The following is a 26971-nucleotide window of genomic DNA, read 5'->3' as shown; positions in this document are numbered from 1 at the left end:
GAAGCTGCTTGACTCAAGGGTGGAGTTGTTAGAGGTTCCCCACAGTCACCGATCTTCGTCGTAGACGATCTCAAGGGATGGTTTCTCCCCCGCCGAATGGGTACACATATCTTCGGGCTGAGCGGGGATTAACTCTATATCGCGGCCAACATCCTCGCTCTTGAACAGCCCCAGCAGTTCCTCGTGATCCAAGGGATTAGGCATTACCGGTGGGGCATCTGCGACATTTTTGGCAAGCTGATCAAACAACGGCCCCCAGTCACCCCCTGGATAACCGACTATTTCATAGTTAGCACTCTTGCGGCGGATCTCTTCATCGGCAGGGATAGAAGATAACACCGGGATCTGCGCCGATTCGGCAAAAGCCTGTGCTTCTCCGGTCCCATCGTCTTTGTTAACTACCAGGCCGGCAACACCAACGTGGCCACCCAAACGTCGGAAGTAGTCCACCGCCGAGCAGACGTTATTGGCTACATAGAGCGACTGCAGGTCGTTTGCACCTACCAGAATGACCTTTTGGCACAGATCACGTGCAATCGGCAAGCCGAAACCGCCGCAGACGACATCACCTAGGAAATCTAGCAGGACATAATCAAAGTCCCAGTCGTGGAAGCCAAGATTCTCAAGTATCTCAAAGCCATGGATTATGCCGCGCCCGCCACAGCCGCGACCTACTTCAGGGCCGCCAAGCTCCATGGCAAAGACGCCGTCGCGCTTAAAACAGACATCACTTATGCTTACTGACTCACCAGCTGCCTTTTTGCGCGACGAGGTATCGATTATGGTTGGCGTTGCCCGGCCACCGAAAAGCAATGAAGTGGTATCGCTTTTAGGATCACAACCGATCAACAGGACCTTCTTGCCCTGCTGCGCCATCATGTAAGAAAGGTTGGACAGTGTAAAACTCTTACCTATTCCGCCCTTACCATATATTGCGATTATCTGCGTTTCTCTCTGCGGCTGCTCGGCACCCATCAACCTTCTCTCCAGTCGAGAACCATCTTTAAACAATCAGGATCATTAAAGGCTATCCGATAGGCGGTCTCCGCCGCCTCGAATCCGTGTCGGTGAGTGATCAACCCCTCAAGGTCCAGCTCACCGGAGCAGATTTTTGTCATAACGGCTTCTAGGTCTTCTGGCTGCCACTCAGCAGCAATACGGATGCTAATCTCGCGCATAAAGGCCTGAGCAAACTCAAAGCTGAGGCGCTGACTGTAAAATCCGGCGAGGACAACCTCGCCCTGCTTACCCAGGCGTGAGATAAGCTTATCCAGCAATGAGCTGTCACCGCTGACATCGCAGATGCGCTTATAGTCCTGGCGCTCATCGCTATCGGGATCGACTACCTGATACCCAACAGCGCCCTCAAAGCGCTTCTCATTGGTCTCCCAAACCGTCGGTGGATTGCCGTGGAGCACCCCTATGCGGGCCATCAGCCGGCCCAGTACCCCATGACCCACGATCAAATCTGGCGGTGCCGGTGCGACTGCATGCCAGGCCGTTGCCGCCAGGGCAAGCAAAACTGCACGCTCACCCAAGTGATCTGGCACCGGCAGGGCCTTGGATCCGCTTATGACCACTCGCGAAGCCGCGCCACCAAAAACCCCCCGGACATCCTCGAATGATCTCGACCCGGGGACGAAGACCATCTCCCCCTCATTGCGCCCTGACGAGGGGCCAGCCTGAGCTATTCTGCCGACCGACTCGTAACCAGGCACCATGGGGTAGCCGAGGCCCGGGAAATAGGGCATAGTGCCGGTCCAAAGCAGGCGCTCAGTGCCAGTACTGATGCCGCTGTAATGGATATCGACAACTACATCTTCAGGTCCAGGCTCAATCAGGGATACTCGCTCTACCGCGAGTTGCTGGGGGGCTTGAAAGACGACTGCTCGCGCTTCTCTCAATTCGGATGATTCCACTACTTCGCCCTCGATTTACTTTGGCTGCAGTGTAAAGTTCCACTTTGGCTGCGTAGCCTAACCGCTCGCCCAGGGATGTCAAGGCGAAGCGCGCACATACGCCGCCCGGTGAGATTAGGTCGCAGACAAGCACTCCTTACGCGGCATTACGGCTCAAGGTTTTGGGCAGTACGCGCTCCATCTCCTCAATAATCCCAGCCCGTAACTGCTCAGCGCCAGCGCATTCGGGGACGGCCCCAACCGCCTGCTCAACCAAGTTATCGAGGCGCTGCTTGGCCCCCTTGATACCCAGCTCACGCACGGCACTGGGCAGATCGTGAGTTGTATCCTGGCCAGTAGGCTTGCCAAGCTCTTCCTCAGCACCTACCGCGTCACGCAGATCGTCTGCAACCTGGTAGGCCTCGCCTAAACGCTCACCAACCAGCCGCCAACTGTCGGCCTGATCCGCTGATCCGGCAGCAATAGCCCCGGCCACAGTCGCCGCAGCAAATAGTGAACCGGTCTTGGCTTGATGATAAGCAGCAACCGGAACCTCTGGCTCCGACTCCCAAGCCTGCCCGGCTGTAATGCCGTGCGGCATGCCGGTAGCTTGGCTTATCGTCATTAGCAGATCGGCGCTACGCTGCGGATACTCCTTAATCTGCAGGGCCAATGTCTCAAGCGACTGGACAATCAGTGCATCGCCGGCAAGTACCGCTAACCTCTCGCCATATGCAACATGAACTGATGGCTGGCCGCGGCGAGTAGCCGCATCATCGAAACACGGCAAGTCGTCGTGAACTAACGATGCGCAGTGCATCAACTCTATCGCTACAGCGGCCGCATCAGCGAGTTCAGGCGACTCGTCACCGCAGGCCATTGCCACGGTAAGACAGAGCCGCGGTCTAACCCGAGCACCACCCGCGAAGACGGCATGGCGAACGGCCTCCGCCAGCCGCGGGGGGGCCGGTTCAGCGACGGCCCTCGCCACCGCCGACTCTAGTGCGCGCTCAATGCGTTGAATCGGTTCCATTTAGCCCCTCCAACGGCGGCGTGAAAACTAGTACATTGTATCGCAACAGACATGTACGCTAGACAGGGACCCGGGATATGTCAACGTCACGGACAACTAACCAACCGACGCCAACCTCCGATGATCGCCACACTACTAAGGATATCACCCTCGAGGCCAAAGATGATCCCCACCATGGCGACCAAACTGCAATAGGTGCTCGACGCGACTGGCGACCGGATTTCAGCTACCAGGTACCGCCGCTGGGCTACACATGGTGGTATGTGGACGGCCTAAGCGATGACGGTCGCTATGGCATTACGGTTATAGCCTTCATCGGTAGCGTCTTCTCGCCTTACTATCGACGGACACGTCAGGAGCTTGGCGCGAGCACCGATCCACGCGATCATTGTGCTTTCAATGTGGCACTTTATGGCTGCGGACGCAGCAAATGGGCAATGACAGAGCGTGATCGCTATGCCTTGGGACAGCACCAACAGCAGTTGCAAATTGGACCAAGCTCGCTGCGCTGGGAAGGTGATCAGCTAATCGGCGAATTCAACGAGATCACCAAGCCCTTGCCGGGCAATGTACGTGGCAGTTTTCGTCTGACCCCCTTAAGCAGCAACAACCACACCTTTACGATTGACCATAATGGACTGCATCGCTGGCGGCCCTTAGCACCAAAGGCGCGCATGGAGGTGGAACTGCACGAACCCCAATTGAGCTGGCGCGGGAGTGCTTATCTAGATACCAATGCTGGTGATGAACCCTTGGAGGATGGCTTTAGCGCCTGGCAGTGGTCACGAGCTGAGACCCAAGATGGAGCTGTGGTCATCTATGACGCGCAACCGCGGCAAGGGGACGCGCACGTAATTGCCTGCGAACTCTGCCCCGAGCAGCAACCTCGGCCGATCAGCCTTGCGACTGCGGTTGAACTGCCCAAAACAATGTGGCGGATACCGCGGCGAATGTTCGCTGATGAGCCAAAGGCGGCAAAAGTGACCAGATCCTTAGAGGACACCCCGTTCTACTCACGCTCAGTAGTGGAGACTACCCTAGAAGGTAAGCAACTGACCGCTGTCCATGAAAGTCTATCAATGGATAGGTTTGTTCGCGGTTCGACCCAATGGATGCTGCCTTGGCGAATGCCTCGCGATGCCAGCAGCTAACGCGCCGTTGGCGCTAAGGCAGGATCAGGGCAACACGATTCGACAGACTCAATAAGCGCGCGGGCCTGCTCTAGTGGCGGCACAGCCAGTCCACGGTGGTATGCGGCAAGCTCGGGGACAACCCTAAGCAACACAGCCGCCTTGCGCCGTGCAGGGACTACTGCGCGCTGATTGACCGAATCAAGGCCGCGCCGTTCGACTTCGCGACCGATCTCCGCATAGAGCAGCCGCGCCGCGCATATACCACCTCGGGCGCGCCAAGGCAACTCCTGCACACCGGCCATTGAGCGCTCGTAAAGCATATCCGCATGCTTTAGCAAACGCTGCACCACCCGCCCCAGCTGCGGGGTATACTCAGGCTGGGCAAGCAACCGCTCAGGCTCTACCCCGGCCTGACTCAACCACTGGCGTGGCAAGTAGATCCTATCGCTGCGGGCATCCTCGCCGACATCGCGCACTATGTTGGTCAGCTGCATAGCCACGCCCAAATCACATGCCCTTGCCAATACCTGCGGATCCCTAACCCGCATCAGCAGTGACATCATCAAGCCAACAGTGCCAGCCACCCTAACCGCATAAGCAAACAGATCATCAAGGGAGTCACAGTGCCACCCTTTTGCATCCCAGGAAAACCCTTCGATCAAGGCTCCCGGCAGTGCACGAGGGATCCTATAGTGGTGCACTGCCCAGGCAAATGCTCGGTCAGCGTGATAATCAAATGGGTCACCGGCGTAAACAGCATCAAGCCGCCTATCCAGGTCATCTAGAACATCTACCCCGCCATCACCATGATCTACTGCATCATCCGCCAGGCGGCAAAATGCATACAGAGCAGTGGCAGGATCACGCAGATCTCGCGGCAGTAACCAAGATGAGGCGAAAAATGTTTTCGAACCTGTTGCCAGCAGGGCACGACAAGCATTGCGATCTTCGGCGCTGAGTTGCTCCTGCGGAGCAAGCCGGGGATCAGGCGAAGGAGCCAGCATCTGGTACCACCTTATCAAGAATCCGCGCTGAGGAGAGCACACCAGGCAGGCCCGCTCCAGGATGGGTGCCTGCCCCTACCAGATAGAGATTCTGCACATCCTCACTGCGGTTGTGCGGCCGGAACCAGGCACTCTGGTGGAGAACTGGCTCCATACTGAAGGCCGAACCGTGAGTAGCCTTCAGCCGGTTGAGAAAATCAAGCGGGGTCGTAACCCGCGAGGTAACGCAATGAGACTCCAGGTCAGGGAGCAGATGATCCTGGAGGTATTCGGCAATCGCCTGCCGGTACGGCTCAGCTTGCTCTTGCCAATCTACCCCGGAGTCAAGATGGGGCACCGGCGAGAGGGCATAGAAGGTGTCACACCCCTTAGGGGCGACAGAGTCATCGGTTGCAGTAGGACGGTGCAGATAGAGACTAAAATCGTCGGCAAGGATTTTGCGCTTGAAGATATCCTCAATAAGCTCTTTATAGCGCGGCCCCATGAGTATCGTATGATGCTTGACATCCTTATACTTGTGCTTGGTGCCGAAATACCAGACGAATAGCCCCATTGAGTAGCGCATTCTATCGAGCTTGTTATCGGTCCAGCGCCGCCGTGCAGACTCGGGGACCATGTTACGGTAGGTCCACGCCGCATCGGCATTGGAGACCACGATATCCGCACTGATGCGCTCACCATCCGCCAACTCTATACCTGTGGCACGCCGGCCATCTAGCGTTATCGCGGTCACATCGGCGTTATAACGGATCTCGTTACCCTGTGACTCAATAAGATCTACCAATCCGCTGACCAGGCGCCCAGTTCCGCCCATGACATAATGGACACCCCAATGCTGCTCCAGGTACTCAATAAGGCAATAGACCGAAGTTACCGAGAAGGGATTACCCCCGATCAAGAGCGGGTGGAAGCTGAGCACCATCTGCAAGCGTGGGTCGCGGACGTACCTCGACACTAGACCGTGGACACTGCGATAACTTTGCAGCCGTATCAAATCGGGCAACACCTTCGCCATATCGCTCCAGTGGCCAAACGGCTGGTTACTTAGCTGCTCAAAACCAACCTCAAAGATCTGCCGGCTAACTTCGCTATAGTGCTCCAAGCCCGCAACATCCTGCGGTGACAACCGTGCCACCTCTTGACGTAGCTTAGCCGGGTCGCCGCTATAATCGAATTGACATCCATCATGGAACATGACCCTATAAAAGGGATCCATGAGGCGCAGATCTATCTCCTGATCGAAATCCCGTCCAGCCAGCTCCCATAACTCCCGCAGCAAGAAAGGCGCGGTGACTATGGTAGGCCCAGCGTCAAAGGTGAAGCCATCCTGCTGATGCACATAGGCACGTCCTCCTGGGGCATCGAGACGCTCAACAACTGTCACCCGATAACCTCTGGCTCCCAGACGAACCGCAGCCGCAAGGCCACCAAAACCGCTCCCGATGACTATCGCATGCGGCCTCTCACGGCTTGATCTTGAAGAGGGGCTGTTCGACATCACGACACCTTGTATGAATTATTATGTTTATATAATTGCAGCAATTCAGCTCGCCCCTAGTTGAACCTTGTTAGCCCTTAGTTGGCACTTAGTTGGCCCTTAGTTGGCGATCCTAGACCAGGCGGCTAATACCTGCTGAGCCATCCACTCTGGACGCTCTTCATGGGCGAGATGCCCTAGACCAGGCACCTGCTCGACCCGACAGTTCTCAACTCTAGAACATATTCTCTCCGCCTGCCCTGGCGGCACAGCACCATCCCTCTCGGCAGCGAACAGCACAATCATACAACGCAATTGAGCTATGTCCTTAGCCAGCTTGTGCAGATCATCGTGGCTTCCGGCCATCATTGCCATAGCCCCAGCAACGTGGGCCGGCTTAGCTGCAAGGCGCCGATATAGCTTGACCCCAAACTCATCTATTGATGAGCCCGTGTAGCCAATCACCCGCCGGATAAAACCCGGCTCGTAAGCGCGCAACGCGATCCAATAAGGCAAAACAGGATCTAGACTGAGCAGACGCAAAGCGTTAGGAAAGAGCATTCCGGCTAGCCCAGGGAAAGGTAGAAAGGCGCCATTTAAACCGATTAACAAGCGCGGAAAGATCAAACTATCGAGGGCCATACGAGCGCCGATAGCAGCCCCTGAAGAGTGGCCCACTACCACGCTCGGCTCCAGTTGCAACTCAGCAAGCAGTTGCGCTACGCCATAAGCAACGCGGTGCAAATCAGGCAACCTTTGCTGAGCTGTGCTAGTGAAGCCGTGGCCTGGCAAATCCATGGCAACCACAGTAAAGTTGGCGCTCAAGGCCGGGCCGAAATGCCGCCATGAATGCGTTGCCGCGGCCGTCCCATGAAGCAACAGAACGACTGGCCCAGAACCATACACCTGGACATGCCAGGTTATTCCGTCAGCTACTACAAACCGACTGGCTTCACGCTGCGGCCAGTCTCTGCCGCTGCGATCCCACGCCAAGGCCGCCATCTCTAACTCCCCGTCTAACCCTTAGCACCCGTTACCGCCTGTACTGCTTCACTGATAGACGAAGCATCGGCGCGCGGCAGTGGCAAGTAGTCCCCTCCCATTGCTTCGGCAAGCTCTCTGCCCATGGGCCGCGGCCGTGGCGAAGTATCCACCACTAATGAACGCACCCCGGTCACACGCAGCATCTGGGCGGCTTCAGTGGCATCTTTCTGGGCTTGCTCTCGCCCCCCTACCCCGGCCCGGGTAACGTTTGCCCGCCCGTCGGTAAGAACGATCAGCACCGGTGTATTGCCTTTGCGCTGAACCTCTTCAATCAAATCGCGGGCCGCATCCAGGCCAGAAGCAAGCGGTGTGCCGCCGCCACCAGGCAATCCGGCTAGGCTACGCTTGGCCCGCGTCAGCGATCTAGTCGGGGGCAACAACTCCTCAGCACCGGTGCCCCGGAAAGAGATCAGAGCCACCTCGTCGCGGCGCACATAGCACTCAGCTAGCAACAGTTCCACCGCACCTTTGGCCTCAGAGAGCCGATTCATGGCCGCGGAGCCGGACGCATCGACAGTAAATATGGTGGTAGTCTGGGTACGCTGCTTATACCGGGTGACCCGAAAGTCATCCGGCTGCACTATGACCTTGCGCTCGCTCTGCTGCTGTTCGCGGCGCAGCGTTTGCCACGGCGCAGCTGCGCGCAACGTTTCGACCACGTTCAGGCGCACCCCCGAGCGCGGCGAACCTCGCCTGACACCTGCGGGACGGCCACGCGCGCCCCCTTGTTGCAGTGCCCCAGCTTGGCCGGCCTGGGACTGGCCGCGCTGGGCAAGTTCCTTGATTTTTAGCCGCTCAAAGAGATTATCCGGCAGTGCCGCACGCGCCGCCTCCAGCACCAGCTCTTGGGGGATACCGTCGAGTTGGGCCTGCTCGTCATCATCACCGGAGTCCTCCCCTTCATCCTGCTCTGTTTCGGGCTCCGGAGGGGGTTCCTCGGGGGGCTGTTCGCTCGGCTGTTGCTGCTCTTGCTGCTCTTCTTCAGGTGCCTCTTCAGGCGGTGCAGGGGGGACCTGGGTAGCCCGAGGAACCATGATGAGTCGTGTTGCCAGCCGGATATCGTCCTCATTGACCTCACAGCGTCCCTCCAGCGCCGCTGCAGCGCGGGCAGCGCGCAGGGCTTGTAATGGCGCCCGCAGCGAACCAATACCCAAAGCGAGGCCACCTGCACAAAGGGCCTCGGCAAGTTGATCGCTACACTCGACCGACGGCAGCAGGTGGCGTGCTGCCTCTATCTCATCGGCTGAGTATTCACAGCCCCCAGCTACATTCACCGGTATGCCATTAAGATCAAGGTGGCAGCCGAGGCGATCACGTAAAGGCCCTACCGGGCGCTCATCGTCATGAGCCCCCTCATCCAGGGCTATTACCCCGAAACGAGTTGCGATGCGCTCTGCCAGCCCATCGCGTTCCACCGCCACCTCGTTGTTATCAATGACTGCCCCAAGCTTCCCTGCCGTGGCCAGCGGAATCCGCTCAGCCATAGCCAGCACAACCAAGCCTCCGTCGCTCTCTGCTAGAACTCCCTTTTCGAGCACCGGGCGCCCCGAGCGCAGGGTGGCAGTTAGATCGAGCCCGCCGAGCAGACGGCTATCCGATACATTGATGGGGATGCGCCGCCACGGTGTTCCAGGCGGTAGAAGCTCGCGGGCAACCTGCACCCAACGGTCACGAACCGGCCCCGGCAGAGCTCGCAGGCAGACTCCACCTACCCCATATGGATCTATAGCAAGCAGCGCTGCAGCGGTCACCGAGTCCTGCCATGCCGCGGCAGCGCTGTCGTAATCCAGCACCGCACTCATTCAGGCAGATGCTCCTCTATAGCCCTTTGGACCCGGGTTGTTGAACCCGATTCATCCAGCGGATTGCGCCGCAGGCGGTGACGCAGTGCCACCGGAGCAACTTGACGCAAGTGCTTGGGCTCGACCTTATCGGCAAGCTCTAAGGCAGCAGCCGCTCGAGCGGCACGGATCAAGGTCAGCTCGCCGCGCAACCCATCTGTCCCCAGCGCTATGCAGAGCCTGGAGGTATGCTCCAGGATTTTATCGCTGACCTCTACCTCCGGCAGCTGATCACGGGCGCGCTCAATGTTTCTGCGCACTTGCCCATCCTTACGCTTCCACTTCTCCACGAAGGCGTGGGGATCGGCCTCGTATTCATCACGTCGGCGCACCACCTGCATGCGGGTATGCAGATCCTCTGGGGTAGAAACCTCGACCGATAGCCCAAAGCGATCCAGCAGCTGGGGACGCAGCTCACCCTCTTCCGGGTTGCCGCTGCCGATGAGGACAAATTTGGCCGGGTGGCGAACGCTCAGTCCTTCTCTCTCGACCACGTTCTCACCGCTAGCGGCCACATCCAACAGCAAATCGACGATGTGGTCCTCAAGTAGATTGACCTCATCGATATAGAGAAAACCACGATTGGCTCGGGCCAACAGCCCCGGCTCAAAGGCCTTTTCGCCGCTGCTCAGGGCACGCTCCAGGTCGAGTGCGCCAACTACTCGGTCTTCGGTCACGCCAAGGGGTAGGTCGACTACCGGCACATCTATCCGCCTTACCTTGAGTGATTTCCCCGCCGCGGTCTTATCACGGCAGCTATCACACAGGGTGTCCTCTTTGTCCGGATCACAGTGATATTGGCAATCAGCCACAGCCCGGATAGTCGGCAACAGCCCGGCAAGGGCACGCACTACCGTCGATTTACCAGTACCGCGATCACCAAAAACAAGCACGCCACCGATGGAGCCGTCTACGGCGGCGATGGTCATCGCGAGTTTCATCTCATCTTGTCCGGCTATTGCAGAAAAGGGAAACGCTGGAGCCATTGATGTCCCGTCCCTAGTTTGTTGGGTAAACGTGTAACATGATCGTATCGTTAGCGCTAGCTAATCGTCAGCGCTAGCTAACTCGACCGGCGCAGCTTACCAAAGCGAAAGCTGCGGCACAGCCCTTAGCGGCAAGATTTTGTTAAACTCAGCGCGCTAAGCCTAGACAAGAAGTACTTTTAAAGTGCATCTTATGGCGATACTTAGAACTTTAACTCGAACACGTCAACAAGGCGGAGGAACGGCCCATGCGTATTGTGTTCATACATCCGAACTACTCTTCTGGCGGCGCCGAGATAGCGGGCAACTGGCCGCCGGCATGGGTCGCTTATCTAGCGGGGGCACTCAAACAGGCCGGCTTCGACAATCTGCGGTTTATCGACGCAATGACCGACAACCTCTCTGACGACTACATCCGTCAGGAGTTGGAAAAAGAAAAACCGGACATTGTTGCCACTACCGCCATCACGCCCGCCGTCTATATAGCCGAGCGTGCCCTGGAGATTGCTAAAGAGGTCGACCCTAACGTTGTCACCCTTATTGGCGGCATTCACCCCACCTTCATGTTCAAGCAGGTTCTTAGCGAGGCCCCGTGGATAGATGCAGTAGTCCGCGGTGAGGGTGAGGAGATCATGGTCAACCTGGCACGGGCCGTTGCCGAGGGACGTTGGCCGAGTGATAAGGAAAACATAAAGGGCATTGCATACCGTGATGAAAACCAGATAGTAGCCACCCCAGCAGCCCCAACCATCAAAGATCTCGATTCAATTTGGCCTGACTGGGGTATTCTTGAGTGGGAGAAGTACACCTACATCCCGCTCAATACCCGCGTTGCCATACCTAACATGGCCCGCGGCTGCCCCTTCACCTGCTCGTTCTGCTCGCAGTGGAAGTTCTGGCGCGACTACCGGATCCGCGACCCCGAGAAAGTTGTCGACGAGATCGAGCATCTGGCTGATGAGCACGGGGTCGGCTTCTTCATCCTCGCCGACGAAGAACCGACCATAAACCGGAAAAAGTTCATCGAGTTCTGTCAGGCGCTGATTGACCGTGGCCTACCGCAACGCGGCATCATGTGGGGCCTTAACACACGGGTGACGGATGTCCTGCGCGATGAAGACATCCTCGATTTCTATCGCAAGGCCGGTCTGATCCACGTCTCCCTGGGCACTGAGGCTGCTGCTCAGCTCAAGCTCGACCGGTTCAACAAGGAGACCACCGTAGCGCAGAACAAGCGCGCCGTTGAGCTACTGCGTAATGCCGGTATAGTTGTAGAGGCGCAGTTCATTGTTGGGCTTGAGAACGAAACAGCTGAGACGCTCGAAGAGACCTATCGGATGGCCTGCGACTGGGGCACCGATCTGGCCAACTGGGCAATGTATACCCCTTGGCCGTTCTCCGATCTGTTCCACGAGCTTAGCGATACAGTAGAAGTCTTCGACTTCGAGAAGTACAACTTCGTTACCCCGATCATCAAACCGGACGCCATGGATCGCGGTGAACTTCTCGACCGCACTATGAGCAACTATCGCCGTTTTTATATGAAAAAGGCGCTCTTCTCCTATCCATGGGCGGGTAGTGGTGATCGACGCAAATACCTTCTCGGCTGCTTAAAGGCCTTCCTCAAGGCCGGCTTCCAGCGCAAGTTCTACGATCTGGGCAAGCACGGCTATTGGGGACCCCAGACTCGCGATCAGGTCAGCAAGAACATCGAGGAGAGCTTCGATAAATCGCGCACCATCTCTGATGCACAACGCGCTGAATGGGATGCCATCAAGGAGTCAAAGGGCAAGGAACAGACCAAGGCGGCTCGCTCCCATAAGGGCGGTGATAAGACTGAGAGGACCAGCACTGAGAGCGTTGTTGAAGTAAAAGGCAAGAGCAACTCCAGTAGCCAGAAGAAGGAAGAGACCGAGACCGATAAGGTTTAGAGAATGACCTCGGAAATCAGCGCAGATGGGCCGCATCAAGAAGCTAAGATCGGCCCTAACGCTATCGCCCAAGTGGCTGCCGCCCTTTGCGCGGCAGCCACTGAGACAACGGCTCGGAGTGTATTTCGTGCTGCCGACTTGAGCCACTGGTTCGATGAGCCACCGACTGAAATGGTCCCCGAATCTTCTGTGACCGCGTTGCACAAGCAGGTGCGCGAACAACTCCCCCCTGATCAGGCGCAGAAGATCCTATTCGATGCCGGGGTAAGGACCGGATACTATGTTCTAAAAAGGCGCATTCCAGGGTTCGCCCGTGCCATACTGCGCGTACTTCCCCCTATATTTGCTGGTCCGCTCCTGCTCCGTGCCATTGAGAGAAACGCCTGGACATTCGTCGGCTCAGGTAGGTTCGTTGTCACCCGCAGCGACAAGTGCTTACTAGAGATCTACAACAACCCCGTGATTACCGGTGAGCAATCGAATACCCCCATTTGCCATTGGCATGCAGCGGTATTCGAGACCCTCTTCAAGGAACTTGTCTGGAGTGGAACAACGGTCACCGAGACGAACTGCTGCGCCTCGGGGTATGAGGCTTGCACATTCGAACTAGTCTACAGATAAGAGCAGCAAATCTATCATGCCCCGCGCCGCTGTCGACCGCTGTTAGCCTACTAATGGGTCGCCTCTAAAGCCTTCCCCCGGTGCAATGGAGCCATATCTGCACCGGTTGTGGAGGTCTTGGCGCCAGGGATGGCGCCATGAAGCCTCCAGGGATGGATTCACGGCGTCCTCCACACCCGGTGCAGATATGGCTCCATCACCCCGGGGGGAAGGCTTTAGGGGCAGCCTAGTGCTACGGCGGACTCACCCCTGCGTACATCGGGAAGGTAACCGCCAAGGCCCAAGCAAATGCAACTGCATTGACTATCCCGGCCACTAGAGGATTACCGGTGCGCCGGAAAGACCAGCGGCTAAATAGCCCATAGAGAATAAAGAATATGATCCAGACAGGAAGAATCATGGGTAGGAATGAGAGAGACTCGTAATCGAGCGCTACAGCGATCCCTAGGGATACCAGAAACAGAAGCTTGGTCAAGGGGTAAGCCCCTCGCTTGGCACCATCACCGCGGGTTAACCATTCATCAGCAAGGAAAAAAGGCAGTGTGCCTATAAACATTACTGCCAACAGGGGTAAGCGCTCACTAACGGGATAGAATGAGGTTATGAACTGCTCCAGCGCCCAGCCTATAACGCCCAAGCAAAAGAAGAGTAACAGCGCAGTTGCAACAATCAGCCTCTTCGGGTCGGCGCCAATAGTAGCGTACCACTGACTTGGCGCTTGCCAACCTGAGTACCACCACAGCGCCACAAGCATCAAGGTACCGTAGACTGCAAAGTGAACCGCCAAGTAATCTCCGACAACTACAGGCAAGAACTCTGTTGGTAACGGTGCAAGCAAAATAGGGGTAGCTAGGGCCGGAGCACCCGCTACCAAGAGCAGCTTCTTCCAGGATGCACTCACCCCTCTAGCTGGCGAAGAGACAACCGGCAAAACTGCAGCTAGGCGATATGCCAATACCACTAATGAGGCGAACAGCAGTGCTATCCACCCACCGCTCGAGAGCGTAAATCCCCCACCGGACCGATCGAAAACCTCATCAAGCCAGAGCCTCGCTTGATCAGCACTTCGCGAGCTAAACAATATCCCAACGTGCTCAATGCCCCTTATAACCTCAAGCCGTCTGGCGGTGCCGTCATCGAAGCTGCCATAGGTTTGTCCAGGCCGGATATCATCAGGCTCATGATCATCGGTGACCATGGCCACAAGCTCTTGGCCTTGGATTTTGAGCCGATTTTCGAAGCCGCCTACTACACTCAAGAGGTTTTTCGGGGTTTGCTCATCGGTTTTGGGTGCAAACAGTGATATACCGACAGTGGCATCGACATCTTCATTGAGCTGAGCGAAGCGAGCCATTAGGCCTGAACCAAGGGAGTGCCCAAGTACAGCTATCCTACCATCACTATTGGGAAGATCACGGGCGAACTCCATAACCTGTCGGGTCTGTTCCATTAGTACCGCAGCGGCACCGTCCCATTCGCCGAGTTCGCCATAGAGCGGCTCGGGGTGCCTACCATGGCCTAAGTAATCAAAGGAAACAGCAATATAGCCATTCTGCGCCATTGTCAGCGCGAACCCTTCCATCATTTGCCGCGATCCAGCAAACCCGTGCGATACCAAAACAGCCGGGGCCTGCTCTTGCATCCCCTCTGGCTGGTATACGGTAACTGGAGTGCTGCCCACCTCGGCATGCCAGCGCTCAACGCCGGCTCGATCAGACAACAAATGGAAAAGCGATAGTGCAAAAGCAACTATGGCCAGCCCAGTCACCAAATGTCTGGCTTCAATGCTGCTAGCACTCAGTTGCGTGAATGGGTTCATGACGAGAGTGCAACCGCCCGCTGTGGCGCATCGGAGGGATTATTTGATGTGCGCAGACAGCTGCGTAGTGCTTGTTCTATCTTGTGCGATTGAGTAACCGCCCCTTCGCCAATCACTACTACCCGCGGCTGCTCATCGTCGTAGGGGGTAAAAGCAGTCATGCCGACTCGACCACCAGATAGGTCAAACCTCACCCAAGAGGAGTGCAACCTGACAATGCCTTTGACTCGCTCCAGGTCGCCGAAATTGCCCGCAGCGGCTTCATCAAGGAATTCGCGCAAGAGTTTCACATCGAACTCCCCTTCCAGAACAGAACTCCAGGTCTCGCCCTCTCTGGTGGCTTTATGTTCCGCATCGAAACGAGCCGCATCATCGGCTTCCATGCTGTTTTCATCCTCTTGCATGGGCCTCTGGTAAGTCATCCTACGGAGCTGTTCAGAGTCAATATCTCCGTAGCGCGTGTAGAAACATATAGCTGATGGATTCAGCTCCTGCAGGGTGGAGGCCACCGTATTTAGGACCTCTTCGCCTACCCGATCAATCTTATTGACCACGATATAGGGGCTGTTGAGCAATTCACTGCGCATTGCATCAGGGTTGCGTGAGTAATCAACCTGGAAGGTCTCTGCATCGACAATAGTAAAACGCCGCACCCCCTTTATCAGGCCCTGAACAGCCGGTGAACGCATGGCCTCGATTACCGCAACTGCATCACGCGGCCCGCTCGGCTCAATGATTATGCGCTGCGGAGTGTTATCGCGCGAGATCTCGCGCAGCTGTTCGGCAAGCTCCTTATGTAGGGAACTATAGCCGCCAGCGTCGACGAAATTAATTACTTCAGCACCTTCAGCCTTGAGAACAGCAGCATCAACCCCTCGGTCACTAAAGTCGCTGATTAGTACAACGTCATGTCCATCTGCAGAGCTCTCACTACCGAGCAACCGCCGGATAAAGGTCGTCTTACCCGAGCCTAAGGTGCCCATTACCACGTCGACATCGAAACAGGAACCGTTCCCCCGAGCTTGCAGCCCCCAGGACCATAGCATCGCCGTCGGCAGGGGAATGACCAAGAACCAATGCTCGAGGATAGCTAGGGCCATCAATGTGGCTACAAGAGTCAGTCCAACCGCAGTGTGTGCATCCACCCCTGGTGCTATGGCCTGTTGAATTATCAGCACCAAAGCCACTGTCGAGACCGACACTGATATGGGGAAGAGCAGATTCATCGGTCTGCGGCGGATAAAACTGCGCACGAAATGCATATGAGCAGGGACGAACTCTTCATTGGGATTGCGTACGCCAAGGAAGACGTTCAGCCTGGCGCTCTCGTGCATCCAGGCTAAAACTAGGAAGGTCCATAAACCAACGCGGTTACCGTCCCACCAGGTAAGTGCGAAAATAATCGCGCCGAGCAAGAGTATGGCAAGCTCATGGTAGAGATTGCTCTGCAGAGCCAGTTTGAACCGACGCCAACCGGACGTGCCCTCAGGGCACGGGGTCTGGCGCGGACCGGTGACGTAGTTGGTGTAGTAACTTAGCTCGACCCAGGCCCACACCAGCAAGGTGCCAGTAAAGGCTAGATACGCCCCAGCCGCCGATTTATCAGCACTGCTGACGGCTATTAGGTATAGGCCGATGACGAGACCTATTGTCCCGGCGATCATGCTCCAGCGGAAAGTCCGCATTGGAAGGTTATCAAGATAGATAACGACTCCCGTACTGAACCACCACAAAAACAGCGCGAACAGCACGGGCAGTAGGTACTCAAACATCCGCTAGAGCTCCAACTACTACCGTGACCGGTTAGTTAAGTGACCAGACCCAGCCGGGAAAATAAAGCTACAAAACGATAATAACTACTCTGCCGCTTTCAAGGTGTCTACGAAATCTTCGGCATTCTGCGAACCAAATGAGTTGATCGCTACGCCCCGCTTAGTCATCGGATCGGAGACTATTACCTGCCCGTCCTCGTGACTCCTAACGATAAATGGCAGTGTTGCCGAGACGTTATCACGATCACGATAATCCCACATCCGCTGCGCGGTACTATGGATATAGGCCGACTCATCCTCGGCAATGCTCCACAATTCATCGCCACGATGATCGCGTATTATCAGACCGCCATCTTCGAGAGGGTCGAAAAAGATCCCCCGCTCAAACTCAACCGGGGCATCGCTCGTAACGCTACCCTCTCTCGAGCCGTGCCCTAAGACTAGCCCACCGTAAATCACATAGGCTGTGAAGAGTGCGACCGCCGTGAAGGCGGTCACCGGGAATACCACGTTTGTGATTACTCCAGCACGCAGGTGCTCGTCGCTCATAGCAACCTCATTACCTAGCCTCGTTTGCATAGGCAGGGGAGTTTGTGGTGCCTTGATTTTCCCTGACGTTGCCCCTGCGCTCTTCCTTCTGCTCCGATTCTACATGCTTTTTCAGGGCGTCAACCAGTATTTTAACGGCTTCGTCGCCATCGGGCAGTGAACGCAGCATCGGCTCAGGTCGATTAAGTCGCCATGGACGTATATGCGGCCAGAAGAACATAAAACTCAACCTCTCCCGCTGATCCATTTTGATCATTATATCGCTATGGCCGTCCCTATGCTTTCTCAAGTCTACAGATTCAACCTGAGCGAACGGCAGGTTTATCGATGCCTGCCAAGAAGCACCAATACGCATAACAATTCGTTGATTAGTAATTGTATAGAGTGCGTGCTTCACCATCCAGCGACCGATCCAAATCAAGAGGCCGCAAACCAAAGCACCGATAATTATCTGCCCAAAAAAGTCACCTAGGGCATAGTTGACACCGTCTCCATCACGCAGGGAAGTGTATGCGAACCAAGCCCCGACAATTAAGAAGTAAGCCGCGACCTTCCTTACATGCAGGGCCCGCTTGGTGAATGACCACCAAGCGGGCTTGCCTTGCCAAAGGATTTGTTCGCCTTCCGGAGGCCTCTCGGGGAGGCCAGGGATAGGCTCGAAATCATGCTCCTTCACGGCAAGAACGGCTCCGTACGGCCAGGGACGGCGTACAGCGTGCCAGCACCATAATAGGCACAGACCATATCTTCCTCTTGAGGAGTGATTTGGTCAGGGTTGGAAAGGCGTGGCACATCACGGAACTGCTCTGCCGTGATCGAATTCACGCGGATCTCCCATACTCCGTCCATGCGGCGAGTTTCCCGCGCAAAGCACTGTGGCAAAAGGACGCTGTCCTTGCCCGAGGTATGAGGGCTAATCTCAACCTCATAGTACATGATACGGCACTCGCTACGATCAACCCAGATGTCACGTACACGGCCACCCTGGCCGCCGCACAGGCCGACTACCGGAGCACCGCGCAAATCCGGATCGTCTTCCACGACATAATACTCGGTGGCGATCCGCATCGGCACGATCTTTTGCTTGTTATGCCAAGTCAGCTCCGGCTTATCTTCGCGCTTGGCGTAAGCACCAGGCCCGATCGCCGCTTTCATCGGATTGCCTATCGGCTCCAAGGGGGAACCAGGCCACGGCGCAGTCGGCTGAGCTTCGAGTTTATAGTTACGGTCCCACTCGACCTTCTCCTGACGCGGCACCTGAATGGTGCGCCCGTCACGCAGCAGGAAGGTCTTCGGCTTAGGTACCCGCGGGATCGTGCCCGAGACAAGACGCGGCGCGCCGTACTTGTCGTTCGGATCGGAGATCAGCGGATAACCTTCGCGCTTGTCTTCCCTACGACAATAGACAATCAGGCCTGCCAGGAAGACGAAGAAGAATATGACTGCCCATATTCCCCAATCGAACCTGGCGATTCCCATTGGATAAAACGCTTCCATAACGCACCTCCACACTTATTGGCCTTAGCCATTATCGGCCAGACCGAAACGAGACGATGATGTTGATGAACCACTTTGATTCCTGTTTATACGCGCCAAGGGCCAAGCGGCCACCACCATCGCCACTAACAGCACTATTTCCAGTGAATAGACTACACTGTACCCCGCCGCCGGGTGCGTGAAGATCTCCCCTAGCATACCCGCAGCGCCTAACGCGGATATGAGATCACTCAACCCGGCCCCAGTAGCCAGGGCCGCACCAAGCGCGGTAGCTTGCACCGCACCCCACGCCCCGATGGCGAACCCGCTCTTCTCAGGGGGCGCTAACTCCATCGTTGCCACCAGTGTCCCGACATAGAACAACCCTGCACCGAGTCCTATCACGAAGTTGCCCATCCTAAACAGCATCGGCGACTCCAAGGGTGCTGAAGCAATGACCATAGCGAAAGCTACCACCCCTATCAAAGCCCCAGCAGCGACCACTCGGTACGGGTTACTTCCCTTATCTAGCAACGCCCCGCAAACCGAGAAACCAACCAGCATTCCCACTGCCCACAGTCCTGTAAGCAGGGTGGTGCCGGCTACCTCTAGGTCCAGCACCCGGGCACCGTAGGGTTCGATTATGATGTCTTGCATACCAAACCCTGCTGCACCCAGGCCGATGACTACTAGCAACCGAGCCACCGGACCCATCTCACTGAAACTTTGCCATGCTGAAGCAAAAGATGGTCGCGGCCTATCGACGCGGGTCCGACTTGGATCACGCGGTTCCTGCTTCCATAGGGCAATAATATTCAAAGCCCAGGTGGCAACCGCGGCTCCCTGAATGACCTGAATTAGGCGGTAATGGCTGTAATCACTCAGGAAATACCAGAATGTCGCCGCCGCTATAACCATCCCGATCAGCAGCATGATGTACATCAGCCCAACAACCCTAGCCACCTTATCGTCGGGGGCAAGATCATTGGTCAGTGACAATCCTGCGGTCTGGGTCATATGCACGCCGATCCCAGCAAGCAGAAATGCCAAACCGGCCCCCAGTGAGGCAAGCAATGGGTAGTCTGCGGCGTGCTCCGATTGAACCAATATGGCAAAGGGCATAATTGCCAGGCCGCCAAACTGGAACAGGGTCCCCATCCACAGATACGGGACCCGCCGCCAACCCAAGTGGGAAGGATGATGGTCGGAGCGGTGGCCAATAAGCAGGCGCAATGGAGCTAATAGTACCGGCAGCGCCAGCATGGCACCTAGCAAGGCCGCGGCGATGCCGAGCTCGTGAATCATGACCCGGTTCAGCGTCCCGGTAAACAGGACGTACATCATGCCGACCGTTATTTGGAACAGGGCCAACCGGAAAATTCTGGTCATTGGCAGCTGCTCTGTCGTTGCATCTGCAAACGGCAGAGCAAAGCGGCTAAAATTACGATAGAAGTTGCCGACCCACTGACTCATTGTCGCTGTAGCTCCAGTGCTTGCGAGGTATAAAAACCTCGACTGATTAGTTGAGATCGACCAGGTTTCCAGCCCTCAAGACGCTCCTCACCAGCCAAAGCCTCCAACAAGCGCCGCTGCGCAACCGGTTCAATTGCCGGCGACCTATCGCTGCGGGGAAAGAGTTTGCCTACCCAGTGCATTGCGGCCAAGAAGGGTGTGCGCGGGGCAAAGGTAAACGCAATACTGCCGCGCGTACGCTGTGCTATATCGGCCAACGCTGCAACAGCATCGTCACAGGGGTAGTGGATCAGGACATCCATAGAGACGACGTAGTCGAATTCGCCAAGGCTTGAATCGAGCATATCGCCTACCTGGAAATCTATCCTTTGGCTATCAATATCCTCTGGCAACCGCTGTCGAGCTATATCTATTAGGTTGCTCGATACATCAATCGCCGTAACCTGCGCACCGCGACGCGCCAGCTCATATGAAAGCATCCCCGGCCCACATCCGGCATCTAGCACTCGTTTTCCGCGCATATCGCTAGGTAACCAGCTCAGCAATGTGGTGCGCATCTCTTCACGACCCGCCCTCACTGTAGCCCTTACCCCGCTTACAGGGGCGTCTGAGGTCAGCTTGCGCCAAGCTTCAACGGCAGTATCGTCAAAATATGTTTCGACCTTGCCAAGTCTTTTCTTATATGAGCTTGTTGGCATCAGTCGAACCCCAGCAGATCAAAAACTTCCCTATCGCGGAGAGGCGCTGGATTTAGTGGCTCAACGCCATTCCACAACGCGGTTGCCAAGTTCAAGTACTCGTTACGGGCGTACTCGAGCTCAGCTGACTCCTCTTCAAGCTCAAAGAGCGTCGCCTTATGCAGCCGGCTGCGACGGATAACGTCGTAATTAGGCAGATGGGCAAGCATCTGCAAGCCGATACGCTCGTTGAAACGCTCAATCTGCTCAGTAGCTTCGCTGCGGTTAGCAATAACACCACCGAGGCGCACCTTGTAGTTCTTCGCCTTGGCTTGGATCGCCCCGGCTATCCGATTCATAGCAAAGATTGAATCGAAATCGTTTGCCGTCACTATCAGCGCCCTATCCGCATACTGCAGAGGAGCCGCGAAGCCGCCACAGACCACATCTCCAAGCACATCAAAGATAACCACATCGGTATCTTCGAGCAGATGGTGCTGCTTCAATAGCTTCACCGTCTGACCGACTACATACCCACCGCAGCCAGTCCCGGCCGGGGGGCCCCCGGCCTCAACACAGAGCACCCCGTTATACCCGGGGTAGACATAGTCGTCGGGGCGCAGCTCTTCACTATGGAAATCGACACTCTCCAGGCTGTCGATGACCGTCGGCACCAAGCTCTTAGTAAGGGTAAACGTCGAGTCGTGCTTAGGATCACAGCCGATTTGCAATACCCGCTTGCCGAGCTTGCTAAAGGCGACGGCGAGGTTAGACGAGGTCGTGCTCTTGCCTATGCCGCCTTTACCGTATACGGCGAATATCTTCGCCCTTGAACCCTGAGTGCCCGGGTCAAGGTGCACCTGATAACTACCCTCGCCATCACCTCTGCTTACACCACTACCGGTAACGCCACCGCTCATGCAGCGGCCTCCTCATTAACCCCTTCGAAGTAGTCTTCGAGCTCATCTCCAGCTTTTCGCAAGGCTTCCAATGTCTCCTCATCCGGGTTCCAGTAATTGCGCTCATGCGCCTCCAGCAACCGGTTAGCCAGCTTCGCCGAAGCCGCCGGGTTGAGCTGCGCCATGCGCTCGCGCATCTTCTCATCCAACATGAACGTTTGGGTGAACTGCTGATACACCCAAGGCGAAACCTGCCCGGTCGTCGCCGACCAGCCCATGGTATTAGTCAGATGGACCTCTATCTGTTGTACGCCTTCATAACCGTGCTCGAGCAAACCCTCATACCACTTAGGATTAAGCATGCGGGTACGCGTCTCCAGAGCTACTTGATCGGATAGAGTGCGAACCTTGCCCTCTCCCCTAGTCTGGTCACCGATATAGACAGGCACATGCTCACCACCACGGGAGCGGGCAACAGCCCGGCTTATCCCACCCAAAGTATCAAAGTAGTGGTCAACGGTGGTCACCCCGAGTTCTACCGACTCCAGGTTCTGATAAGTCAGCTCGACTCCCGAAAGCATGCTGCCGAGCAACTCTTCCTGGCGCACCGGCTGGCCGCTGCGCCCGTAGGCGTAGCACTTGCGCCGGGTATAAGTGTCGGCAATCTCATCCTCATCTTCCCAAGCACCCTGATCAATCATCGAGCCGACGTTCGATCCGTAAGCCCCATCTGCGTTGCTAAAGACCCGCAAGGCTGCGGTCTCGAAGTCACAGCCGTGCTTCTCTTGATAAGCCAAGGTATTACGGCGGATAGGATTCATCTCCAATGGTTCTTCTTCAGCACTGGCAGCCAGGTAAGTCGCCTCGGCGAGCACTCGGGTTTGCAACGGCAACAGATCCCTGAAGATACCCGAGAGGGTTATCACCAAGTCGATGCGCTTACGGCCCAGTTCATCCAACGGAATAAGCTCAGCCCCCGCCAACTTGCCGTAAGTATCAAAACGGGGACGCGCACCGATAAGGGCCAATGCCTGACCTATCGGGCCACCTTCGCTCTTAAGGTTATCGGTTCCCCAAAGCACCATTGCTATCGAATCGGGGACCTCTTCACCGGCCTCTTTGTGCTTCTCAAGGAGTCGCTCGGCCTGTTTAGCACCATCCTTAACCGCAAATGCGCTCGGAATGCGGTAGGGATCGAAGCCGTGCATGTTACGGCCAGTCGGCAATATGTGCGGACTGCGCAGGATATCGCCGCCAGCTACTGGGGGCACAAAGCGGCCATCAAGGGCCCTAATTATCCCTTCCAGCTCGCGGTTGTCTCCTAGTTTTTGCGCTGTATCAGCAAGTGTTTCGAGCAACTCGCGGGTAGTCTCATGCTCATTACTCTCAGCAGCAGCCAAAGCCTGCTTAGGTGTTTGGCCGTCAACAAGAGCAGCAATACAACCCCGATCGACATTAGCCCCGTGAGCGGTTTCCGCTATCGAGAGCAGCTGATCTATCCGTCCCTCTCGCGAGGGCGGCTCGCCCACTATATGCAGCCCCTCAGGGATAAGCGTGTACTCCATCTCGAGTATCTGCTCGCTAAGCTGAGATATCTTCTCAGGTGCTTCATCCGCGCCCCACTCAGGCTCCAGCTCAGCCAAATCGACCTCAGCTGCCTGAGCCTGGATCAGCTTAGCGAGCTCTTCACGCTCATCGACATTATCCGGCGGTGCGCTGCGATACCGTTCCACCGACGATTTGAGCTCAAGCAGGCCACGATAGAGCCCCGCGCGGCCCACCGGCGGCGTTAGGTAACTGATCAGGGTGGCTGCCGAGCGGCGCTTGGCTATCGATCCCTCAGAGGGGTTATTGGCAGCGTAGAGATAGAAGTTGGGCAGATCACCGATCAACCGATCAGGCCAGCAGTGTGGACTCATACCACATTGTTTGCCGGGCATAAACTCTAACGCCCCATGAGTGCCGAAATGCAGCACCGCATCGGCGCCGAAGTCCTCGCGGATATAGCGATAGAAGGCGCACATAGCATGCGTCGGGGTAAGACCCTGCTCAAAGAGCAGGCGCATTGGGTCGCCTTCATAGCCGAACCCAGGCTGGATACCGACAAAGACGTTACCGAGCTCAATGCCCAGGACGAAGATCGACTGGCCGTCGCTCTGCTGCTTGCCCGGCGCCGGCCCCCACTGCTCTTCTAGCTGCTTAAGATGAGGCTCGCGAGAGACGTAGTCGTCAACCGAGACCCGCGTATGGACGTTGGCATGGGCCCCAAACTGACTAGCATTGCCATTTATAATCCGCTCGCGCAGATCATCGACCGACTCCGGCAACTCGACGTGATACCCAGCATCGTATAGCTCATGAAGAGTGTTATAGAGGGAGCTGAACACCGCCAGATAAGCTGCCGTACCCAAGGAACCTGCCTGGGGCGGAAAACTGAACAGGACTATGCTCAGCTTACGTTCGGCCCGCGCACTGCGACGTAGCTTGATCAGTTTTTCTAACCGCCGCGCCAACATCAGGGTACGCTCAGGGTGCGCCTCCATCCGACAGACGCCATCCGGTCCTGGCAGAGCCGCCCGACCACCAAAGACTATCGGCGCAGTGGCGCCATCAAGTTCGGGGATCGCGACCATCATAGTCGTCTCTACCGGTGTCAGGCCACGCTCAGAGATCTCCCACTGCTCCAACGACTGGAACTCCAGGGCCTGGGCTGTGATATAGGGCACATCCATACTGCGCAGCATCTCCTCAGCTGCACCAGCATTGTTATAGGCCGGTCCACCAACTAAAGAGAAGCCGGTCAGGGAGACTACCGCATCCACCGCCGGGTAGCCCTCAGCGTGCATGAAGAATTTCTCTACCGCGGGGCGATTATCGAGACCACTAGCAAAGGCCGGTATCACTCGGTAGCCGCGCGACTCGAGCGTCTCTATTACGCCATCATAGTGACCAGCATCACCGGAGAGGACGTATGAGCGCATCAACAGCAGGCCAACCACCCCGCGCTCTTCGGCCGCCTCTGGCCGAGGAAGCAGACTCGGATCCTCCCCGACCCTACCTTCCATACGCGGATGATAGAGGCCAACTTCAGGGTATTCTATCGGGTCATCAACCTTCAGCTGGCCACGCAGATGCTGGCGCGGACCACCGGCATAACGATTGACCAGATAACGGACCATATTGGTCACGTTTTCATCAGAGCTGGCGAGGAAGTAGAGCCAAGTCAGAAAGTAGGCCCGGACATCTTGCGCGGTGCCGGGGATAAAGCGTAGCAGCCGGGGTATGCGGCGCAGCATGGCGGCCTGCTTCTCGCCCGAATTGCCCTCTTCATCTTTCTTGTTCTTCTTCTGACCGCGCAGCTTCTTGAGCAGGGACATGGGCCCCCTGCTCGAGCCATCCATAGCAAATTTACCCATCCGCGTGAGCTTCATCACCTCACCGGCCGACATGATCACCACCATGGCATCGCAATCATCCCGGCGTGCCTGAAGATCGGCGAGCACCGGCTCGATATGCTCCTCCATGAAAAGCATGGTTACTACGATCACATCGGCTTTAGAGATGCGCTCGCGGCAACGCTCCAAGGCAGTAGGATTACTGTTCCAGTCCGAGGCGGCATGGTAGCTGAGCTCCAGCCCCGGGATCTCCTTCTGTAATACCGGCCTGGCGCGCTCCACTGCGCCTGCCATGTGGTTATCGAGCGTTATGAGCGCAACGCGCATCGGCGTCGGGTCAGCGGCTGAAGTGGGCTTTGGCATCGTAGATGGTCTCCACTGTGATGGTCGCAATTCCCCGCTCGGCGGCAAAGTGCTCGGTATTGCGCCGAGCTTTTCCTCGCACGAAAAACGGGATTTTGCGTAACTCCGACTCCGCTTCCGGCGTCCAGCGTATTTGTGCACCGGGGCTATCCGCTTCCGCAACTGACGCCTCAGCCACAGCTTGCTCCTGTTCAGCGGCACGCTCCTGGCCTGCCCCTGATGAAGCCATATGTGATGGGGTGTCAGTTGAAAACTCGAAGTCTTCGCGGAACATCCCTAGAAGGTGCTCCTCGAGACCCATCATAAGCGGATGGACCCAGGTGTCGAATATTACGTTGGCGCCCTCGAACCCCATGTTCGGGGCATAGCTGGCCGGAAAGTCCTGAACATGTGCTGGCGCCGAGATTACTGCACAGGGCAGTCCTAGGCGCTTGGCTATATGCCTCTCCATTTGAGTGCCAAGAACCAGCTCTGGCGCTGCCTCGGCAACACTTTTCTCCACCTCCAAGTAATCATCGGTAATCAAAGGCTCCAGGCCCAAATCTTTGGCCACCTGACGTACCTCTCGAGCGTGTTCACGGCTGTACGTACCCAGCCCGACCACACTGAAACCTAACTCCTCACGTGCAATCCGCGCAGCGGCTATCGCATGCGTAGCATCGGCAAAGATGAAAACCCGCTTGCCGGTTAGGTAGTTAGAGTCCACTGAACGGCTGTACCAAGACATGCGGGCAGTGCATTGCTCCAGTACAGCGCTGGCATCAACCCCAGACACATCCCCAATCTCACGGATGAAATCCCGAGTGGCGCCCAACCCCAGCGGGACAGTAGTTACCATGGGCTGACGATACTGCCGCTGCAGCCACTCACAAGTGGTCCTAGCAATCTCCGGATAAAGGCAGACATTAAAATCGGCGGCGGGGATGCGGGACAAGTCGGCCGGGGTTGCCCCGAGGGGAGCTACCACGTTAACGCCGATGCCTAGACGTTCCAGCAGGGCCTTGATCTCCTTGACATCATCGCGGCACCTAAACCCCAATGAAGTTGGCCCGAGCAGGTTGGCTGTGGGTCTATCGCAAGCGGCGCTGCGATCGCTATCCGCTGCCGGCGCAGCGTGCCCCAAAGCACCATCTTGATTAGCAACAAGAGTGCCCCGAACCAGCTGATAAAAGGCCTCACTAGCGCCAAAGTTCTCTTTTCGCGAGTAGGCGGCGCTCTCGAGCGCTATCACCGGCACGGGCAGATCCATGCCGGCCGCCAAGGTACCCGGCTGATCCTGTAATAGCTCCGCTGTACAGGAGTCTCCTACCATCAGCGCCTGTGGTTGATGGCGCTCATACGCGTCACGAACGGTTTGGCGAACTAGTTCGGCAGTATCCGCCCCGAGGTGGCGGCCATGGAAGGTCGTGTAAGTTACCGGCGGCCGGGAAGCACGGCGCTCAATCATGGTAAAGAGCAGATCTGCGTAGCTATCACCCTGGGGCGCATGCAGGACATAATGCACGCCCTCCATCGATGCTGCCACGCGCATCGCACCAACATGCGGAGGGCCTTCATAAGTCCAGAGCGCTAAATGCATG

The 26971-nt window shown here is 56.7% G+C and carries 21 protein-coding genes; 3 read left to right on the top strand and 18 right to left on the bottom strand.

From position 1 onward, the window contains the following. Positions 1–45: 45 nt before the first annotated feature. From HH1059_RS03140 to HH1059_RS03130, 3 genes are all read right to left on the bottom strand, one after another. Positions 46–975: a chlorophyllide a reductase iron protein subunit X gene (locus HH1059_RS03140; RefSeq protein ID WP_096408194.1), complete on the bottom strand. Its 930-nt coding sequence runs from the start codon at positions 973–975 to the stop codon at positions 46–48. Further along, positions 975–1919 (bottom strand): chlorophyll synthesis pathway protein BchC, encoded by a 945-nt coding sequence (gene bchC, locus HH1059_RS03135; RefSeq protein WP_231902006.1) that lies wholly within the window; start codon positions 1917–1919, stop codon positions 975–977. The genes HH1059_RS03140 and bchC overlap by 1 nt, the downstream gene beginning before the upstream one ends. Before the next feature lie 136 nt (positions 1920–2055). Then, the gene (locus tag HH1059_RS03130; protein WP_096408189.1) at positions 2056–2931 is read right to left on the bottom strand and encodes a polyprenyl synthetase family protein; all 876 of its coding nucleotides are present in this window, start codon (positions 2929–2931) and stop codon (positions 2056–2058) included. Between the two features lie 77 nt (positions 2932–3008). Between HH1059_RS03130 and HH1059_RS03125 the strand changes: the two genes are divergently transcribed. Next, a complete protein-coding gene (locus tag HH1059_RS03125) occupies positions 3009–4082 on the top strand; it encodes a carotenoid 1,2-hydratase (protein ID WP_096408186.1) in 1074 nt (357 codons plus the stop codon). On the opposite strand, the gene HH1059_RS03120 is transcribed toward HH1059_RS03125, so the two are convergent. From HH1059_RS03120 to bchI, 5 genes are all read right to left on the bottom strand, one after another. After that, a complete protein-coding gene (locus HH1059_RS03120; RefSeq protein ID WP_096408183.1) occupies positions 4079–5068 on the bottom strand; it encodes a phytoene/squalene synthase family protein in 990 nt (329 codons plus the stop codon). The two genes, HH1059_RS03125 and HH1059_RS03120, sit on opposite strands and share 4 nt — an antisense overlap. Further along, positions 5049–6566 (bottom strand): phytoene desaturase, encoded by a 1518-nt coding sequence (locus HH1059_RS03115; RefSeq protein WP_096408181.1) that lies wholly within the window; start codon positions 6564–6566, stop codon positions 5049–5051. Before HH1059_RS03115 ends, HH1059_RS03120 begins: the two co-directional genes overlap by 20 nt. Positions 6567–6665: 99 nt before the next feature. Beyond that, positions 6666–7547, bottom strand: a complete 882-nt coding sequence (gene bchO / locus HH1059_RS03110; RefSeq protein WP_096408178.1) for an alpha/beta fold hydrolase BchO — start codon at positions 7545–7547, stop codon at positions 6666–6668. 14 nt (positions 7548–7561) lie between these two features. Beyond that, a complete protein-coding gene (locus tag HH1059_RS03105; RefSeq protein ID WP_096408176.1) occupies positions 7562–9391 on the bottom strand; it encodes a magnesium chelatase subunit D in 1830 nt (609 codons plus the stop codon). Continuing rightward, positions 9388–10416, bottom strand: a complete 1029-nt coding sequence (gene bchI / locus HH1059_RS03100; protein WP_096408173.1) for a magnesium chelatase ATPase subunit I — start codon at positions 10414–10416, stop codon at positions 9388–9390. The genes HH1059_RS03105 and bchI overlap by 4 nt, the downstream gene beginning before the upstream one ends. A 248-nt stretch (positions 10417–10664) precedes the next feature. Between bchI and bchE the strand changes: the two genes are divergently transcribed. Together bchE and bchJ are read left to right on the top strand one after the other, a co-directional pair. After that, a complete protein-coding gene (bchE, locus tag HH1059_RS03095; protein WP_096408171.1) occupies positions 10665–12347 on the top strand; it encodes a magnesium-protoporphyrin IX monomethyl ester anaerobic oxidative cyclase in 1683 nt (560 codons plus the stop codon). A 3-nt stretch (positions 12348–12350) separates the two neighbouring features. After that, a complete protein-coding gene (bchJ, locus tag HH1059_RS03090) occupies positions 12351–12968 on the top strand; it encodes a bacteriochlorophyll 4-vinyl reductase (RefSeq protein ID WP_096408168.1) in 618 nt (205 codons plus the stop codon). 232 nt (positions 12969–13200) lie between these two features. Here bchJ and HH1059_RS03085 read toward each other — a convergent pair whose 3' ends face one another. The 10 genes from HH1059_RS03085 to bchB all read right to left on the bottom strand — a co-directional run bounded on the left by HH1059_RS03085 (position 13201) and on the right by bchB (position 26970). Beyond that, a complete protein-coding gene (locus tag HH1059_RS03085) occupies positions 13201–14787 on the bottom strand; it encodes an alpha/beta hydrolase (RefSeq protein ID WP_096408164.1) in 1587 nt (528 codons plus the stop codon). Then, entirely contained in the window at positions 14784–16559 is a 1776-nt protein-coding gene (puhE, locus tag HH1059_RS03080) for a putative photosynthetic complex assembly protein PuhE (RefSeq protein WP_096408162.1), read from the bottom strand. Before puhE ends, HH1059_RS03085 begins: the two co-directional genes overlap by 4 nt. A gap of 84 nt (positions 16560–16643) precedes the next feature. Continuing rightward, positions 16644–17108: a photosynthetic complex assembly protein PuhC gene (gene puhC / locus HH1059_RS03075; protein ID WP_096408159.1), complete on the bottom strand. Its 465-nt coding sequence runs from the start codon at positions 17106–17108 to the stop codon at positions 16644–16646. A 10-nt stretch (positions 17109–17118) separates the two neighbouring features. Further along, positions 17119–17784: a photosynthetic complex putative assembly protein PuhB gene (gene puhB, locus HH1059_RS03070; RefSeq protein WP_096408157.1), complete on the bottom strand. Its 666-nt coding sequence runs from the start codon at positions 17782–17784 to the stop codon at positions 17119–17121. Next, positions 17781–18605, bottom strand: coding sequence for a photosynthetic reaction center subunit H (puhA, locus tag HH1059_RS03065; protein WP_197710732.1), 825 nt, complete (start codon positions 18603–18605; stop codon positions 17781–17783). Before puhA ends, puhB begins: the two co-directional genes overlap by 4 nt. 24 nt (positions 18606–18629) lie before the next feature. Beyond that, the gene (locus HH1059_RS03060) at positions 18630–20057 is read right to left on the bottom strand and encodes a BCD family MFS transporter (RefSeq protein WP_096408154.1); all 1428 of its coding nucleotides are present in this window, start codon (positions 20055–20057) and stop codon (positions 18630–18632) included. Continuing rightward, positions 20054–20755 carry a magnesium protoporphyrin IX methyltransferase gene (bchM, locus tag HH1059_RS03055; RefSeq protein ID WP_096408151.1) on the bottom strand — a complete coding sequence of 234 codons (702 nt, stop codon included), beginning with the start codon at positions 20753–20755 and terminating at the stop codon, positions 20054–20056. Before bchM ends, HH1059_RS03060 begins: the two co-directional genes overlap by 4 nt. Beyond that, positions 20755–21654, bottom strand: a complete 900-nt coding sequence (gene bchL / locus HH1059_RS03050; RefSeq protein ID WP_096408149.1) for a ferredoxin:protochlorophyllide reductase (ATP-dependent) iron-sulfur ATP-binding protein — start codon at positions 21652–21654, stop codon at positions 20755–20757. Before bchL ends, bchM begins: the two co-directional genes overlap by 1 nt. Beyond that, positions 21651–25391: a magnesium chelatase subunit H gene (locus tag HH1059_RS03045; protein ID WP_096408146.1), complete on the bottom strand. Its 3741-nt coding sequence runs from the start codon at positions 25389–25391 to the stop codon at positions 21651–21653. The genes bchL and HH1059_RS03045 overlap by 4 nt, the downstream gene beginning before the upstream one ends. Continuing rightward, entirely contained in the window at positions 25366–26970 is a 1605-nt protein-coding gene (gene bchB / locus HH1059_RS03040) for a ferredoxin:protochlorophyllide reductase (ATP-dependent) subunit B (protein WP_096408144.1), read from the bottom strand. The genes HH1059_RS03045 and bchB overlap by 26 nt, the downstream gene beginning before the upstream one ends. Between the last annotated feature and the right edge of the window lies 1 nt (position 26971).

This window comes from Halorhodospira halochloris (assembly GCF_002356555.2).
Taxonomy (GTDB): domain Bacteria; phylum Pseudomonadota; class Gammaproteobacteria; order Nitrococcales; family Halorhodospiraceae; genus Halorhodospira; species Halorhodospira halochloris.
Note: the sequence above shows the minus strand (reverse complement) of the source record. Positions and strands in the feature narration are given on the sequence as shown.

Coding starts and splice junctions, on each gene's coding strand:
- HH1059_RS03140 (WP_096408194.1), bottom strand. CDS start 975: ATGGGTGCCGAGCAGCCGCAGAGAGAAACGCAGATAATCGCAATATAT.
- HH1059_RS03130 (WP_096408189.1), bottom strand. CDS start 2,931: ATGGAACCGATTCAACGCATTGAGCGCGCACTAGAGTCGGCGGTGGCG.
- HH1059_RS03125 (WP_096408186.1), top strand. CDS start 3,009: ATGTCAACGTCACGGACAACTAACCAACCGACGCCAACCTCCGATGAT.
- HH1059_RS03120 (WP_096408183.1), bottom strand. CDS start 5,068: ATGCTGGCTCCTTCGCCTGATCCCCGGCTTGCTCCGCAGGAGCAACTC.
- HH1059_RS03115 (WP_096408181.1), bottom strand. CDS start 6,566: ATGTCGAACAGCCCCTCTTCAAGATCAAGCCGTGAGAGGCCGCATGCG.
- bchO (WP_096408178.1), bottom strand. CDS start 7,547: ATGGCGGCCTTGGCGTGGGATCGCAGCGGCAGAGACTGGCCGCAGCGT.
- HH1059_RS03105 (WP_096408176.1), bottom strand. CDS start 9,391: ATGAGTGCGGTGCTGGATTACGACAGCGCTGCCGCGGCATGGCAGGAC.
- bchI (WP_096408173.1), bottom strand. CDS start 10,416: ATGGCTCCAGCGTTTCCCTTTTCTGCAATAGCCGGACAAGATGAGATG.
- bchE (WP_096408171.1), top strand. CDS start 10,665: ATGCGTATTGTGTTCATACATCCGAACTACTCTTCTGGCGGCGCCGAG.
- bchJ (WP_096408168.1), top strand. CDS start 12,351: ATGACCTCGGAAATCAGCGCAGATGGGCCGCATCAAGAAGCTAAGATC.
- HH1059_RS03085 (WP_096408164.1), bottom strand. CDS start 14,787: ATGAACCCATTCACGCAACTGAGTGCTAGCAGCATTGAAGCCAGACAT.
- puhE (WP_096408162.1), bottom strand. CDS start 16,559: ATGTTTGAGTACCTACTGCCCGTGCTGTTCGCGCTGTTTTTGTGGTGG.
- puhC (WP_096408159.1), bottom strand. CDS start 17,108: ATGAGCGACGAGCACCTGCGTGCTGGAGTAATCACAAACGTGGTATTC.
- puhA (WP_197710732.1), bottom strand. CDS start 18,605: ATGGAAGCGTTTTATCCAATGGGAATCGCCAGGTTCGATTGGGGAATA.
- HH1059_RS03060 (WP_096408154.1), bottom strand. CDS start 20,057: ATGAGTCAGTGGGTCGGCAACTTCTATCGTAATTTTAGCCGCTTTGCT.
- bchM (WP_096408151.1), bottom strand. CDS start 20,755: ATGCCAACAAGCTCATATAAGAAAAGACTTGGCAAGGTCGAAACATAT.
- bchL (WP_096408149.1), bottom strand. CDS start 21,654: ATGAGCGGTGGCGTTACCGGTAGTGGTGTAAGCAGAGGTGATGGCGAG.
- HH1059_RS03045 (WP_096408146.1), bottom strand. CDS start 25,391: ATGCCAAAGCCCACTTCAGCCGCTGACCCGACGCCGATGCGCGTTGCG.
- bchB (WP_096408144.1), bottom strand. CDS start 26,970: ATGCATTTAGCGCTCTGGACTTATGAAGGCCCTCCGCATGTTGGTGCG.